This is a genomic window from Actinomyces oris, from assembly GCF_001553935.1.
Classification (GTDB): domain Bacteria; phylum Actinomycetota; class Actinomycetes; order Actinomycetales; family Actinomycetaceae; genus Actinomyces; species Actinomyces oris_A.
The window spans coordinates 2,787,959-2,802,234 of the sequence record NZ_CP014232.1 but is presented as its reverse complement, the minus strand read 5'-3'; the positions used below and the strand labels follow the sequence as shown (position 1 = coordinate 2,802,234).

Here is a 14,276-nt window from a genome sequence, read left to right as displayed (position 1 = left end):
TCGGCGACTCCCAGCGCCTGCCCAGTGTGACTAGACTCGGCCGTACCGGAGCTGAATCGGATGTGAGCTGAAGAGGAGGTTCCGGAGCACACGCCATGTGTGAAAAGAGCCCCAGCAACCGTGCGCCGCCAACCGGCGCACTAGGAGGACACAAAGTGACCACCCGCGTTGGTATTAACGGCTTCGGCCGGATCGGCCGCAACTTCTTCCGTGCCGCCCTCGAGCAGGGCGCCGACATCGAGGTTGTCGCCGTCAACGACCTGACGGACAACAAGACCCTGGCCCACCTGCTCAAGTACGACTCGATCCTCGGTCGTTTCGACGGCGAGGTCTCCTACGACGAGGATGGCATCACCGTCAACGGCAAGCACATCAAGGTGCTCGCTCAGCGCAACCCCGCCGACCTGCCCTGGGGCGACCTGGGCGTCGAGGTCGTCGTGGAGTCCACCGGCTTCTTCACCGATGGCGAGAAGGCCAAGGCCCACCTCGACGGTGGCGCCAAGAAGGTCGTCATCTCCGCTCCCGCCAAGAACGTCGACGGCACCTTCGTCATGGGTGTCAACGAGGGCGACTACGACAACGCCACGATGAACATCGTGTCCAACGCCTCGTGCACCACCAACTGCCTCGCCCCCCTGGCCAAGGTTCTCCACGAGAACTTCGGCATCGAGCGCGGCATCATGACCACCATCCACTCCTACACGGGTGACCAGCGCGTCCTCGACGCCCCGCACAGCGACCTGCGCCGTGCTCGCGCCGCCGCGCTGAACATGATCCCCACCAAGACCGGTGCCGCCCAGGCCGTGGCCCTCGTCCTGCCCGCCCTCAAGGGCAAGTTCGACGGTCTGGCCGTGCGTGTCCCCACCCCGACCGGCTCGCTGACCGACCTGACCTTCATCGCCGAGAAGGAGGTCTCCGTCGAGGCCGTCAAGGCTGCCGTCAAGGCCGCCGCCGAGGGCGAGCTCAAGGGCGTTCTCGAGTACACCGAGGACCCGATCGTCTCCACCGACATTGTGGGCAACCCGCACACCTCGATCTTCGACGCCACCGAGACCAAGGTCATCGGCAACCTCGTCAAGGTCCTCTCCTGGTACGACAACGAGTGGGGCTACTCCAACGCCCTGGTCCGCCTGACCTCCCTGGTCGGCTCCAAGCTCGCCTGAGACCAGACCGAGAGCATGACTCTCTAGAAGACGGCGCCCGCGCCACGCTATGCGTGCGCGGGCGCCGTCCGTCCCACACCCACACCTTCACCCACAACCGATGAGAGGCTTCATGAAGACCATCGAGTCCCTGGGCGACCTCAAGGGCAAGCGAGTCCTGGTCCGCTCCGACTTCAACGTGCCGCTGGACGCCGACAAGAACATCACCGACGACGGCCGCATCCAGGCCGCTCTGCCCACCCTGCGCACCCTGCTCGACGCCGGCGCCAAGGTGATCATCACCGCCCACCTGGGGCGCCCCAAGGGGCAGGTCAACCCCGACTACTCCCTGGCCCCCGTCGCCAAGCGCCTCGCCGAGGTCACCGGTGTCAAGGTGACCCTCGCCGAGGACACCGTGGGCGAGTCCGCCAAGGCCGCCGTCGCAGCAGCCGGTGACGGAGAGATCGTCCTGCTGGAGAACGTGCGCTTCAACGCCGCCGAGACCTCCAAGGACGACGCCGAGCGCGAGGCCTTCGCCGCCGAGCTCGCCGCCCTGGCCGACGTCTTCGTCTCCGACGGCTTCGGCGTCGTGCACCGCAAGCAGGCTTCCGTCTACGACGTCGCCAAGCTGTTGCCCTCCGCCGCCGGCCTGCTCGTCGTCAAGGAGATCGAGTCCCTGGGGCGCGCCGTCAACGACCCCGAGCGCCCCTACACCGTGGTGCTCGGCGGCTCCAAGGTCTCCGACAAGCTCGGCGTCATCTCCAACCTGCTGAGCAAGGCCGACCGTCTCCTCATCGGTGGCGGCATGGCCTACACCTTCCTGGCCGCCCAGGGCTACGAGGTGGGTACCTCCCTGCTGGAGAAGGACCAGATCGACACCGTCAAGGGCTACCTGGAGACCGCCAAGGCCAACGGCGTCGAGCTGCTGCTGCCCGTCGACACCGTCGTGGCCCCGACCTTCGCCGCGGACGCCCCCGCCACCGTGGTGCCGGCTGACGCACTGCCCGCCGACCAGATGGGCCTGGACATCGGCCCTGAGACGCGAAAGCTCTTCGCCGATGCCATCGCCACCTCCAAGACCGTGGTGTGGAACGGCCCCATGGGCGTCTTCGAGTTCCCGGCCTTCGCCGAGGGCACCAAGGCCGTGGCCAAGGCGATCTCCGAGTCCGACGCCTTCTCCGTCATCGGCGGCGGCGACTCCGCCGCGGCCGTGCGCACGCTCGGCTTCGACGAGGCCACGTTCTCCCACATCTCCACCGGTGGCGGCGCCTCCCTCGAGCTCCTCGAGGGCAAGACCCTGCCCGGTATCGCCGTGCTCAACGACTGAAGGAAGGCAACCCAGATGAGTAACCGCACCCCGCTCATGGCGGGCAACTGGAAGATGAACCTCGACCACCTCGAGGCCAACCACCTCGTCCAGGGCCTGGCCATGGAGCTCAAGGACCACGACCACGACTACACCAAGTGCGAGGTCCTCGTGATCCCGCCCTTCACGGACATCCGCACCGTGCAGACCGTCGTCGAGGCCGACTCCCTGGACATCAAGTACGGCGCCCAGGACGTCTCCATCCACGACAACGGCGCCTACACCGGTGAGATCTCTACCGAAATGCTCACCAAGCTCGGTGTCAGCTACGTCGTCATGGGCCACTCCGAGCGCCGCGAGTACCACGGCGAGTCCGACGCCCTCGTGGGCGCCAAGGCCCGCAAGGTGCTCGACGCCGGCATGACCCCCATCCTGTGCTGCGGTGAGGCCCTGGAGATCCGCAAGGCCGGCACCCACGTCGACTTCGTCCTGGGGCAGATCCGCGCCGCCCTGGAAGGATGGAGCGGCGAGGACGTCGCCAAGATCGTCATCGCCTATGAGCCCATCTGGGCCATCGGCACCGGCGAGACCGCCACCGCCGAGGACGCCCAGGAGGTGTGCGGAGCGATCCGCGAGGCCCTGCGTGCCGACTACGGCGACGCCACCGCTGACGCCACCCGCATCCTCTACGGCGGTTCCGCCAAGCCCGGCAACATCAAGGAGCTCATGGCCCAGCCCGACGTCGACGGCGCACTCGTCGGCGGAGCCTCCCTCAAGGCGGACTCCTTCGCCGCCATGGCCGGCTTCTACGCCTGAGCGAGCCGAGTCGCGGCGGAGGAACTGAGCAATCACTTCTCCGCAGCGTCTCACCGCTCGCTGACAGGGTCCCGGACACCTCACACCCCGAGGTGTCCGGGACCCCGCGCGTTACAGGTAGACTGCCACGCGGACAGGTGGGGGCGCGGACCCTGTCGGGAGTCGCGCCGGACCCATGCCGGAGCGTGAGGCCCCCGCAGCAAGACGGAACCAACAACGAAGGGAACGTGACGTGAACGTAGTGCGTATCGTCCTTCAGGTGCTGCTCGTCCTCTCGAGCTTCTTCCTCATCATGTCGATCCTCCTGCACAAGGGCAAGGGCGGCGGTCTGTCGGACATGTTCGGCGGCGGTATCTCCTCCTCCGCAGGGTCCTCCGGCGTGGCCGAGCGCAACCTCGACCGCATCACGGTGGCGGTGGCCGTCATCTGGACGATCACGATCGTCGGGCTCGGCCTGGTCGCCAAGCTCGGCTGAGCCTCGGCGGACTCCGACGAGCACAGCGCACACGACGGATCCGACCGTCGATACCACCCCCGATCCGCGTGGAGACGATCTGGACCGAGGGCTGCGCGGCTACCTCGCCCACCTGCGTGTCGAGCGCGGGCTGAGCCCTCACACCCTGAGCGCCTACGAGCGCGACCTCGGCCGCTACCTGCGCTACCTGAGGAGCGCCGGCATCTCAGCACCGCAGGACGTCAGCCGCAACGACGTGGCCGGCTTCCTCGAGGTCCTGCGCACCGGATCCGACGGCGCCCGTCCGCTGGCGTCGTCCTCGGCATCCAGAACCGTCACGGCCGTGCGCGGCTGGCACAAGTTCCTCCTGGCCGAGGGCACCACCTCAGAGGATCCCTCGGCCACCGTGCGCCCGCCCCAGCCCGGAAGGCGCCTGCCCAAGGCCTTAGGGGTCGATGAGGTCCGCCGTCTCCTGGAGGCAGCGGGCGTTGACGACTCCCCGGTGAGCCTGCGCGACCGAGCGCTGCTGGAGGTCCTCTACGCCACCGGCGCCCGCATCTCCGAGGCGGTGGGGCTCGTCGTCGACGACCTTGACACCGACTCCAGGCTGCTGAGGCTGTTCGGCAAGGGACGCAAGGAACGCGTGGTCCCCATGGGGGCCTACGCCTGGGAGGCGCTGGACGCCTACCTGGTGCGAGGGCGGCCGGTCCTGGCCGAGAAGGGCAGGGGAGTGGCACAGGTCTTCCTCAACACCCTGGGCAGGCCCCTGAGTCGGCAGAGCGCCTGGGCGGTCCTCCAACAGGCCGCTGAACGGGCCGGTCTCATCGGGACGGACGGCGCCGACGAGCGGCGCATCTCCCCCCACACCCTGCGCCACTCCTTCGCCACGCATCTGCTGGCGGGAGGGGCGGACGTGCGTGTCGTCCAGGAGATGCTCGGACACGCCTCGGTCACCACCACCCAGATCTACACGAAGGTCACCGTCGACCACCTGCGGGAGGTCTACGCCACCAGTCACCCGCGGGCTCTGGCCTGATCGATGAGCCCGCAGGTGAGGGCCGTACCCCAGGCTTTGGTGGGGGAAGCCTGAGTGCGCACCGGGCCGCGCCTGAAAGCGGGGTCCCGTTGGCCTTGATCTATGGCGTGTCCCGTCTGAACTGGGCGATGTCGGTCGGCTTTCGACTAGGCTGGATGACGTGAATGACTCCATCCAGCCAGGCCTGATCGACAACCCCGGCACCGACGAGAGCGAGGAGAAGGACTTCCCCGTTCCCGCGCCGCTGGAGTCGCACGGACCCGCTCGGGTCATCTCCATGTGCAACCAGAAGGGCGGCGTCGGCAAGACCACGACGACGATCAACCTCGGTGCGGCCCTGGCCGAGCTGGGGCGCAAGGTCCTCATCGTCGACTTCGATCCCCAGGGAGCGGCCTCGGCCGGCCTGGGCATCAACGCTCACGAGCTCGACTCCACCATCTACGACCTGCTCGTCGCCAGCCGTCCGGACATCCGCACGGTCATCCACGAGACCACGGTGGAGGGGCTGGACATCGTCCCGGCCAACATCGACCTGTCCGCCGCCGAGGTCCAGCTCGTCAACGAGGTCGCCCGCGAGCAGGCCCTCAAGCGGGTGCTGCGTCCGGTGCTTGACGAGTACGACGTGATCCTCGTGGACTGCCAGCCCTCGCTCGGACTGCTGACCATCAACGCCCTGACCGCCTCCCACGGCGTCATCATCCCGCTGGAGACCGAGTTCTTCGCCCTGCGCGGGGTGGCGCTCCTGGTGGAGACCGTCGAACGCGTCAAGGACCGTCTCAACGCGACCCTGGAGATCGACGGCATCCTGGCCACCATGGTGGACTCCCGCACCCTGCACTCCCGGGAGGTGCTTGAGCGCCTGGAGCAGGCTTTCGGCGAGCAGCTCTTCGACACGCGCATCCGGCGCACGATCAAGTTCCCGGACGCCTCCGTGGCCAACGAGCCGATCACCAGCTACGCGCCCTCCCACCCCGGTGCGGACGCCTACCGCCGGCTGGCCCGTGAGGTCATCGCCCGCGGCGATGTCGCCTGAGCCTGAGGAGCAGGGGCCGCCCAGGCTGCCCGGATTCAGCGTCACGCTACCCCAGTTCGAAGGCCCCTTCGACCTGCTACTGAGCCTCATCGCCCGCAAGCGGCTCGACGTCACCGAGCTGGCGCTGGCCGAGGTGACCGACGACTTCATCGCCCACATGCGCTCGGACTGGGACCTGGGGCGCGCATCTGAGTTCATCGTCGTGGCCTCCACCCTCCTGGCGCTCAAGGCCCACCGCCTTCTGCCCCATGACGAGAACGAGGAGGAGCCCGACCTCGAGCTGCTCGAGGCCCGCGACCTGCTCTTCGCCCGGCTCCTGCAGTACCGGGCCTTCAAGGAGGCCGCAGCTGCCTTCCGACACCGGGCGGAGACCTCCGCACGCAGCTACCCGCGCATCGTCGCCCTAGAACCGCATCTGGCGGCGCTGCTGCCCAAGCTCGTGGCCACCATCACCCCCGAGGAGCTGACGCGGCTGGCGGTGGGAGCCTTCACCCGGCCCACGGATCCGGGCGTCCAGACCGTCCACCTGCATGAGCGGGTACCGGTCGGTGAGCAACTGAGCCTCATCGCCAGCAGGCTGCGCAGTCACGGAACCCTGACCTTCGCCCAGATCATTGAGGACGCCGAGCGCACCGCCGTCGTGGTGGCCCGCTTCCTGGCGCTGCTCATCCTCCACCGGCAGGGCAGCGCCGAGCTGGACCAGACGGAGGCCATGGGCGAGATCACCGTGACCTGGTGCGGCGGTCAGGACGACCTGACCGGCATGATGACCTCTGAGAACCTCACTGAGCTCGAGGAGGAATTCGCATGAGCGAGGCTGTGGGGTCTGAGCTGCGCAGTGCTGCTGAGGCCATCCTCATCGTCGCCGACGAGCCGGTGACCACCTCTGCGATCGCCGAGGCCCTCGGTATGGAGGAGAGCGTATGCGAGGAGCTGCTCGAGGGTCTCGCAGCCGAGTACCGTGGAGAGGCGCCCGGCAGCCGTGCTCATGGATTCCTCCTGCGACGTGCGGCAGGTGGGTGGCGTTTCGCCTCCGCGCCTGAGCACGCCGACCTCGTCGAGCAGTTCATCATCGGCGGCGCCACCGCACGCCTGAGTCAGGCCGCCCTGGAGACCCTGGCCGTCGTCGCTTACCGGCAGCCGGTCACCCGGGGGCGCGTCGCGCAGATCCGCGGGGTCAATGTCGACGGCGTCATGCGCACCCTGCACGCCCGCGGCCTCATCGAGGAGGCCGGTGCCGAGACCTCCGGTGCGATTCTGTACCGGACCACGGGAGACTTCCTGGAGTACCTGGGAATCGACTCCCTGGACGAGCTGCCACCCCTGGCTCCCTACCTCCCCCGCGTCGAGGCGCTGGGGGAGATCGTCGAACAGGCCGATGAGATGGCCGGTAGGAGGACCCCATGACCCCGAGAAACCGCCACACCCGAACCAACTCTGTGCCCCACAGCGATTTTGGGGCGCAGGAGTTCTACGACGAGGACGACCTCGAAGAGCTCGACGAGCAGGCCGACGCCGGTGACCTGGCCGCCTTCGACGCCGAGGCCATCGACGAGGACGAGGAAGCCCGTCTGCTTCAGAAGCGTGAGCGCGCCACCAAGGGCGGCCAGGACGACCCGCACGTCGCTTCCGGACAACGGCTGCAGAAGGTCCTGGCCCACGCAGGGGTTGCCTCTCGCCGCGCCTGCGAGCAGCTCATCGCCGACGGCCGCGTCAGCGTCGACGGCGTCACCGTCACCGAGGCGGGCGTCAGGGTGGACCCGCTGACCCAGGAGATCCGCGTTGACGGCAGCCGGATCCTCACCAACCCCGAGCTTATCACCCTCATGCTCCACAAGCCGGCCGGGGTCGTCACCACTATGGAGGACCCTGAGGGCCGCCCCACCGTGGCCCAGTACGGACGCGACTACCTGGCCGAGCACCCCGAGCTGCCCGACTCGCTGCGCCTGGTGCATGTCGGCCGCCTCGACACCGAGACCGAGGGGCTGCTCCTGCTGTCCAACGACGGCGAGCTCTCCCACCGGCTCATGCACCCCAGCTTCGAGATCGCCAAGACCTATGTCGCCATCGTTGAGGGACAGGTTGAGCCCTGGGTCCCGCGCAAGCTGCGGCGCGGCATCGAGCTGGAGGACGGTGAGGCCAAGGCGGACCGGGTCACCGTCAAGGACTCCGGGCCGCGCGGTTCCATCGTCGAGATCACCCTCCACTCCGGCAAGAACCGCATCGTGCGACGCATGCTGGACGCCGTCGGCCACCCGGTGACGCGCCTGGCGCGCACCCGGCTCGGACCGCTGCGGCTGGGTAACCTGCGCCCCGGCCAGACCCGCCCACTCAGTAGCGAGGAGATCGCTGCGCTGCAGCAGGAGGTCGGGCTGTGAGCGCCCCCGAACCGCGGGCATCAGTGTCCACGCGCGGCCCGGTGCTCATCGTCGGCACGGGGCTGCTGGGAACCTCACTCGCCCTGGCGCTGCGGGCGGCAGGTGTTGAGGTCCTGCTCTCCGACACCTCGCCCACCTCCCTGGCCCTGGCTCGAGACATGGGTGCGGGAGCGCTTCACGGCGAGGACAGCCCCGAGCCGCAGGTTGTTGTCGTGGCTACGCCTCCCGACGTGGCCGCCGAGGTCGTCGTCGCGCAGTTGAACGCCCACCCCAGTGCCGTGGTCACTGACGTGGCCTCCGTCAAGGAACGGGTCGTCACCGAGGTCCGGTCCCGGGCGGGAGCGCAGGCGCGCAGGTACGTCGGCTCCCACCCGATGGCCGGCCGGGAGCGCTCCGGCGCCGGCGTCGCGGACTGCGACCTCTTCGCTGGCCGCCCCTGGGTGGTCGTCGGTCAGGACTCCGATCCGCAGGCGGAGCTGGTCATCAGGAACCTGGCGGTCGATGTGGGCGCCACCCCGGTGCGCATGGGGGCGGCGGAGCACGATGCCGCCGTCGCCGCCGTCTCCCACATGCCCCAGCTCGTCTCCTCACTCGTGGCCGCCCGCCTGGAGGAACTGGGGGAGGGGGCCCTGGCCCTGTCAGGGCAGGGTCTTCGCGACGTCACCCGGATCGCGGCCTCGGATCCCAGGTTGTGGTCGGCCATCATCGTGGGCAACGCCGGGCCCGTGGTTGAGCTGCTGCGCCGGATCAGTGATGACCTAGCTGCACTGATGACGGGGATCGAGACGGTAGTCTGCGATCCGGACAGTGCGGAGCACACGGCCCCGGGAACGGCACGTGTGGTCGCTCCCGGGGCCGTCGGCGCGGTCACCGACGTCATGACTCGGGGAAACCTCGGTCGGGCACGCATCCCCGGCAAGCACGGTGGCGCGCCGCGCCGCTACACCGAGGTCCAGGTCCTGGTACCCGACGCCGCCGGTGAGCTGGGCAGGCTCTTCTCCGACATCGGCGCCGCCGGCGTCAACATCGAGGACTTCTCCCTGGAGCACTCGGCCGGGCAGAGCGCGGGCATCGCCCTCATCTCCGTCCTACCGGCGGCCGCCCTACGGCTGGAGGAGGCGCTGGACGCCCAGGGCTGGCGCGTCGTCGCGGGCTGAAGCCGGTTCAATCCGTCACCGAGGTCCGCCTGTGTCAGTGCTCATGGGGGCCTGATCCGTGGTACTGCGCCGGAGTGTGGGACGCTTGGCCCAGTTCATGACCGTCAATCGGACCCTGATGGAGGGCACCATGGGAATCGTCGTTGCGATCGACGGACCGAGCGGATCGGGCAAGTCCACCGTTTCGAGGCGCGTCGCCGCCGAGCTGGGACTGGCCTACCTGGACACCGGTGCCATGTACCGGGCCGCCGCCTGGTGGTGCGAGCACGAGGGGATCGACCTGGAGGACGGGGCCGCCGTCGCCGAGGCCGTCGCCGCGATGCCCCTGCACATGGGGCTGGATCCCGAGCACCCGACCTTCATGGTGGACGGCGCGGACGTATCGACCGCGATCCGCGACCCGCACATCGCCACTGTCGTCTCGAAGGTCGCCACCAACCTCGAGGTGCGTGCCGACCTGGCGCGCCGCCAGCGCGAGATCATCCGCTTCGAGGCGACCGGGCAGGCCGGGTCCTTCTCCGAGGGCGCCGGCATCGTGGCCGAGGGACGTGACATCACCACCGTCATCGCGCCCGACGCCGATGCCCGCCTGCTGGTGACCGCATCGGAGGAGGCCCGCCTGGCCCGCCGCGCCGGGGACCTGGAGGCCGCCGGCAAGCAGGTTGACGCCGACGCCCTGCGCGACCAGGTGGTGCGCCGCGACCGCGACGACGCCACGGTCTCCCAGTTCCTCACCGCACCCGAGGGCGTCACCCTGGTGGACACCTCGGAGCTGACCCTGGAGCAGTCGGTCGAACGGGTCCTGGACCTGGTGGAGGAGGCCGCCGACGCCGCCGCCCAGCGGGACGCCGAGGAGGACCTGCGGGCCCAGGCCATGCGGGCGGGCCTGGCCGACTACGAGCTCGATGAGGAGGACCTCGCCCTCCTGGAGGCCGACGGCGGCCTGCCCACCGGTGACAGCGTCGAGCCCGGGCTGCCGGTCCTGGCCGTCGTCGGCCGCCCCAACGTGGGCAAGTCGACGCTGGTCAACCGGGTCCTGGGCCGCCGTGAGGCCGTCGTCCAGGACACCCCCGGTGTCACGCGCGACCGGGTCTCCTACCCGGCGGAGTGGGCCGGGCGCCGCTTCACCATCGTCGACACCGGCGGATGGGAGGTGGACGTGGCCGGCCTCGACGCCGCCGTGGCCACCCAGGCCGAGATCGCCGTGGAGATGGCCGATGCCGTCCTGCTGGTCGTCGATGCCCAGGTCGGCATCACTGAGACCGATGCCCGCGTGGTGCGGATGCTGCGCCGCAGCGGCAAGCCGGTGGTCCTGGCCGCCAACAAGGTCGACTCCCCGGCCCAGGAGGGGGACGCCGCGACCCTGTGGAACCTGGGGCTGGGCGAGCCCTTCCCGGTCTCGGCCCTTCACGGCCGGGGCAGCGGCGAGGTCCTCGACGCCGTCATGGAGGTCCTTCCGGAGGTCTCCGCCGTGGCCACCGCAGCGCCGGAGGGGGACCTGCACCGCATCGCTCTCGTGGGGCGTCCTAACGTCGGCAAGTCCTCTCTGCTGAACTCCATCGCGGGCCAGGAGCGCGTCGTCGTCAACGAGACCGCGGGCACGACCCGTGACCCGGTCGACGAGATCATCGAGCTCGACGGGCGCCAGTGGGTCTTCGTCGACACCGCGGGGATCCGCCGGCGGGTCAAGCAGTCACGGGGCGCGGACTACTATGCGGTGCTGCGCACGCAGGGCGCCATCGACAAGGCCGAGGTCGCCGTCGTCCTGCTGGACGCCTCCGAGCCGATCAGCGAGCAGGACGTGCGCGTGGTCCAGCAGGCCGTCGATGCCGGCCGAGCCCTGGTCCTGGTCAACAACAAGTGGGACCTGGTGGACGAGGAGCGCCAGAAGATGCTCCTGTGGGAGGTCGAGCACGACCTGGCCCACGTCTCCTGGGCCCCCCACATCAACCTGGCAGCCCGGACCGGCTGGCACACCAACCGGCTCGTGCGCGCTCTCGACGCCGCACTGGAGGGTTGGACCACGCGCGTGCCCACAGGCCGGCTCAACGGCTTCCTGGGGCAGCTGCAGTCCGCCACCCCGCACCCGGTGCGAGGCGGCAAGCAGCCCCGCATCCTCTTCGCCACTCAGGTCCAGGTGGCCCCGCCCCGGATCGTCATCTTCACCACCGGTTTCCTCGACGCCGGCTACCGGCGCTTCATCGAGCGGCGCCTGCGTGAGGAGTTCGGCTTCACCGGCACCCCCATCCAGATCGGGGTGCGCGTACGTGAGAAGCGCCAGCGGCGCTGAGACGACTATATATTCGAGCCGATTGTTAACTTTAGGGGCTGACTGGTCGGTCTGTCGCATATGGTTTGGTGACGAGAATTGAACTAGGATGGGGCCTCAAATAATGACTTGATGACCCATAAGAAAGGGTGGCTATTGTGTCGAATCTAAACGAGGCTTCTAATTCATTCAGTCAATGCAGGCACGTAGTCAAATTATATGTGGCGCCAGCGGTTGTCTGGTGGCTTGTTTTCTTATTCGGCTGGGGCACTATGAGGGTGTTCTGGGAACTCAGTTACAAACATACATATAATGGATTGGAAACACTTCCTTATTACCTGTCGGCGAACTGGGGTGACTCTCTGATTCTTCCGACGGTATGTGCGATTGGATATGTTGAGATAAGAAGTTCTTGGAGAAATGTATCCCGAACAGTGGCTTGCATTGCTGGATTGCTTGGCTTGATAGTCGGATTGCTGACGCAAGTTCAGTGGAACCTGAACGCAGACACTGTCAAAAACTGGACCTTTAATCGTGGGGGAGGTTTTAATCTTCCTGGATGGTACCATGCGGTTTTCTTGGTCGTCATGTGTGGAGTGCTGACTAGCATAATTGGGGTGGCGGTACACGTTGGCCACAATCGAGGAGACTGGGAACGCAACTCCGCTTTGAGGTACATGACTGTCGGTTATCTGCTGGTTCTATTTTCATCCCTTTTGGCAACCGATAACTTGCGTCAAGTTAACGGAGCGCTTCCATTGAGTGTTCCTAACTACGTTGGTTTGTGGGGTAAGCCTTTGTTCGTTTGTGCGCTGGTTGCCTTCGTTGCACATGTGTGCAACCTGAATTATCGGGGAGTTGTTGCATACGCGTTAACTCTAGCAACCACAGCGGTGTCTATTCCCTTTCTCTTCGTTTACCGCGGATTGGGGCCGGTGACATTAATTGCAGGAATAGGGTGCGTGCTGGCGTTCGTATTCGGGCTATTCTTCATCACGGCGCCGTCGTCTGTTTCATTAGTAGAGCGCCTGCTGCGCTCTTTGCCTACTGCGGTAATAGCGGCAGTTTTCATGTTAGTTGCCATGGCCGACCCTAAAAAAGTTTCTGTTACAGAATCCTTTATTGGGGTATCGATCGGCACTATAGTCCTTGCGGCTTCAAGCGTTCCGTCGTGTCTATATGACGGCCACTTGCGGGTGGCCTTGCGTGTAATAACGGCGTCGCTGATTTTAGCTTGCCTTGTTGGTATGCAAGTTCTCGCGGTCCAGGGCGGCCAGTATAGTTACAGTGCATTGGTTGTTCTATTCCCAGCAGTTGTCATAATATTTTCATCCCATTGGGTTGAGAAGAACTTCAATGTGGTAATTGAGTATGAAAAAAATGCGGTAGGGGCTGATAATTCACGCTATATAGAGTGGTCTATGAGAGTTGGTTTGCTTGGTGCATACATAGCGTTCGCTGCTTTCGTATTGATCACGGCAGTATGGTTTGATTTAAAGAATCACGTGGAGCAGCATCCGACATCAATCTATCGAGCAGTGCATTGTGCTGTCAATGTAGTTACCATGACCGTAGGGTCTTTCTTGTTTTCTCGCTTGTCGTACCGTAATAACGTTTTCGTTCTGCGTGGAGTGAAAGTAGTGCCCGGTCTAGTCTACTTTGGTTCAGTTTCATGTGCAGTAGCGTCCTTGATCTATGGGGTTGCATTGTTTCAATACTCTTCCGCTAGACTACATGTTGCATGGTGGGCATTCTTGTCTCTTTCGTATGTAGGAGTATTATGCATATTTTGTGTGGCGACTTTAAAATTGTTCAATATCCCAAAGTCTGATGATGATTGGACATTTACCGCCAAGGTGTTCCAATGTGTTCTGCAAGATCATCTGCTAAGTTTGTCCTTGCTAAATATCTTATGTTTGGGGCTGCTGATATGGATTTCTGACCGATTGTCCGTCTCGTCAGTTTCGTTCGCGGTGGTGTTGGGGATTATGGCTCCTATGGCAAAAGTATTCACGTACTTTATTAAGAATAATGTTGGCCATCTGGGTAGGGAGAAGCTTCGGATAGCTGGGATTTTAGATAGTCCCCAGAGTGAACTGCGGGATAGGCGAAGGGGTGAAAAGTATCTTCGCGATTTAGAAAAGCATCTTCGGTGGCAGAATATGATTGCTTCCCTTATGGTGATTATTTCCGCTAACGTTGTATTTCTGTATTTGGTTGTTGGTGAGAGTAAGGGCATAGGTAGTGCGGGCAGTGGTGGTAGGTTGAGGGATCTGGCTTGGTTTTAAACTGCCCGCACAGCTGTTGTTGAATGATTGCCTACTTGGCGTAAATGCAAGAAGTATCATAAATCTCGATCAGCTGGCGAGACGCCTCGATCCATCCGAGGTCTGCAACGCCTCTGTAAGAAGTACATCGGCCTGCCCCCACTCGCAGTGATCAGACGCTACCGGCTCCAGGAAGCGGCACAGCGGCTCCGGGAGGATCCGTCTGTCACCGTTGCGCAGGTGGCCGCCGAGCTCGACTACGCGGACCACGCCCACCTGACTGCCGACTTCCGACAAGCCCTGGGCCTCTCACCGAGCCTGTACCGACAGCAGACCATCAGCGATCGTCAGGCTCTCAGTAACCGGTAGCGGGCTCGCGCCTCGGAGGAGAGTCGCGCAACCGTCAGAAACCAACAGG

At 65.5% G+C, this 14,276-nt stretch carries 13 protein-coding genes; all 13 read left to right on the top strand.

The window, feature by feature from the left end:
• The first annotated feature begins 155 nt into the window (after positions 1–155).
• The 13 genes from gap to AXE84_RS13340 all read left to right on the top strand — a co-directional run bounded on the left by gap (position 156) and on the right by AXE84_RS13340 (position 14,227).
• Entirely contained in the window at positions 156–1,163 is a 1,008-nt protein-coding gene (gene gap / locus AXE84_RS11285) for a type I glyceraldehyde-3-phosphate dehydrogenase (protein WP_004564944.1), read from the top strand.
• A 112-nt stretch (positions 1,164–1,275) separates the two neighbouring features.
• Entirely contained in the window at positions 1,276–2,469 is a 1,194-nt protein-coding gene (locus tag AXE84_RS11280; protein WP_060957941.1) for a phosphoglycerate kinase, read from the top strand.
• A 15-nt stretch (positions 2,470–2,484) separates the two neighbouring features.
• Positions 2,485–3,264 carry a triose-phosphate isomerase gene (tpiA, locus tag AXE84_RS11275; protein WP_004564942.1) on the top strand — a complete coding sequence of 260 codons (780 nt, stop codon included), beginning with the start codon at positions 2,485–2,487 and terminating at the stop codon, positions 3,262–3,264.
• A gap of 232 nt (positions 3,265–3,496) precedes the next feature.
• The gene (gene secG, locus AXE84_RS11270) at positions 3,497–3,739 is read left to right on the top strand and encodes a preprotein translocase subunit SecG (RefSeq protein WP_060957940.1); all 243 of its coding nucleotides are present in this window, start codon (positions 3,497–3,499) and stop codon (positions 3,737–3,739) included.
• A gap of 91 nt (positions 3,740–3,830) precedes the next feature.
• Positions 3,831–4,754, top strand: coding sequence for a site-specific tyrosine recombinase XerD (xerD, locus tag AXE84_RS11265; RefSeq protein ID WP_060957939.1), 924 nt, complete (start codon positions 3,831–3,833; stop codon positions 4,752–4,754).
• Positions 4,755–4,914: 160 nt separating this feature from the next.
• Positions 4,915–5,787: a ParA family protein gene (locus AXE84_RS11260; protein WP_009406376.1), complete on the top strand. Its 873-nt coding sequence runs from the start codon at positions 4,915–4,917 to the stop codon at positions 5,785–5,787.
• A complete protein-coding gene (locus AXE84_RS11255; RefSeq protein ID WP_060957938.1) occupies positions 5,777–6,598 on the top strand; it encodes a segregation and condensation protein A in 822 nt (273 codons plus the stop codon). The genes AXE84_RS11260 and AXE84_RS11255 overlap by 11 nt, the downstream gene beginning before the upstream one ends.
• Positions 6,595–7,194 (top strand): SMC-Scp complex subunit ScpB, encoded by a 600-nt coding sequence (gene scpB, locus AXE84_RS11250; RefSeq protein ID WP_060957937.1) that lies wholly within the window; start codon positions 6,595–6,597, stop codon positions 7,192–7,194. The genes AXE84_RS11255 and scpB overlap by 4 nt, the downstream gene beginning before the upstream one ends.
• Positions 7,191–8,165: a pseudouridine synthase gene (locus AXE84_RS11245; RefSeq protein WP_060957936.1), complete on the top strand. Its 975-nt coding sequence runs from the start codon at positions 7,191–7,193 to the stop codon at positions 8,163–8,165. Before scpB ends, AXE84_RS11245 begins: the two co-directional genes overlap by 4 nt.
• Positions 8,162–9,322, top strand: coding sequence for a prephenate dehydrogenase (locus AXE84_RS11240; RefSeq protein ID WP_060957935.1), 1,161 nt, complete (start codon positions 8,162–8,164; stop codon positions 9,320–9,322). Before AXE84_RS11245 ends, AXE84_RS11240 begins: the two co-directional genes overlap by 4 nt.
• Before the next feature lie 130 nt (positions 9,323–9,452).
• Complete coding sequence (gene der / locus AXE84_RS11235; RefSeq protein ID WP_060958263.1) at positions 9,453–11,612, top strand: bifunctional cytidylate kinase/GTPase Der; 2,160 nt, start codon at positions 9,453–9,455, stop codon at positions 11,610–11,612.
• 251 nt (positions 11,613–11,863) lie between these two features.
• Complete coding sequence (locus AXE84_RS12950) at positions 11,864–13,879, top strand: hypothetical protein (protein ID WP_150116273.1); 2,016 nt, start codon at positions 11,864–11,866, stop codon at positions 13,877–13,879.
• 27 nt (positions 13,880–13,906) lie between these two features.
• Entirely contained in the window at positions 13,907–14,227 is a 321-nt protein-coding gene (locus AXE84_RS13340; RefSeq protein ID WP_236750059.1) for a helix-turn-helix domain-containing protein, read from the top strand.
• Positions 14,228–14,276 lie beyond the last annotated feature (49 nt).

Bases quoted from the DNA above. Each gene is read 5' to 3' on its own strand.
- AXE84_RS11280 (WP_060957941.1), top strand. From the start codon at position 1,276: ATGAAGACCATCGAGTCCCTGGGCGACCTCAAGGGCAAGCGAGTCCTG.
- tpiA (WP_004564942.1), top strand. From the start codon at position 2,485: ATGAGTAACCGCACCCCGCTCATGGCGGGCAACTGGAAGATGAACCTC.
- AXE84_RS11255 (WP_060957938.1), top strand. From the start codon at position 5,777: ATGTCGCCTGAGCCTGAGGAGCAGGGGCCGCCCAGGCTGCCCGGATTC.
- scpB (WP_060957937.1), top strand. From the start codon at position 6,595: ATGAGCGAGGCTGTGGGGTCTGAGCTGCGCAGTGCTGCTGAGGCCATC.
- AXE84_RS11245 (WP_060957936.1), top strand. From the start codon at position 7,191: ATGACCCCGAGAAACCGCCACACCCGAACCAACTCTGTGCCCCACAGC.
- der (WP_060958263.1), top strand. From the start codon at position 9,453: ATGGGAATCGTCGTTGCGATCGACGGACCGAGCGGATCGGGCAAGTCC.
- AXE84_RS12950 (WP_150116273.1), top strand. From the start codon at position 11,864: ATGAGGGTGTTCTGGGAACTCAGTTACAAACATACATATAATGGATTG.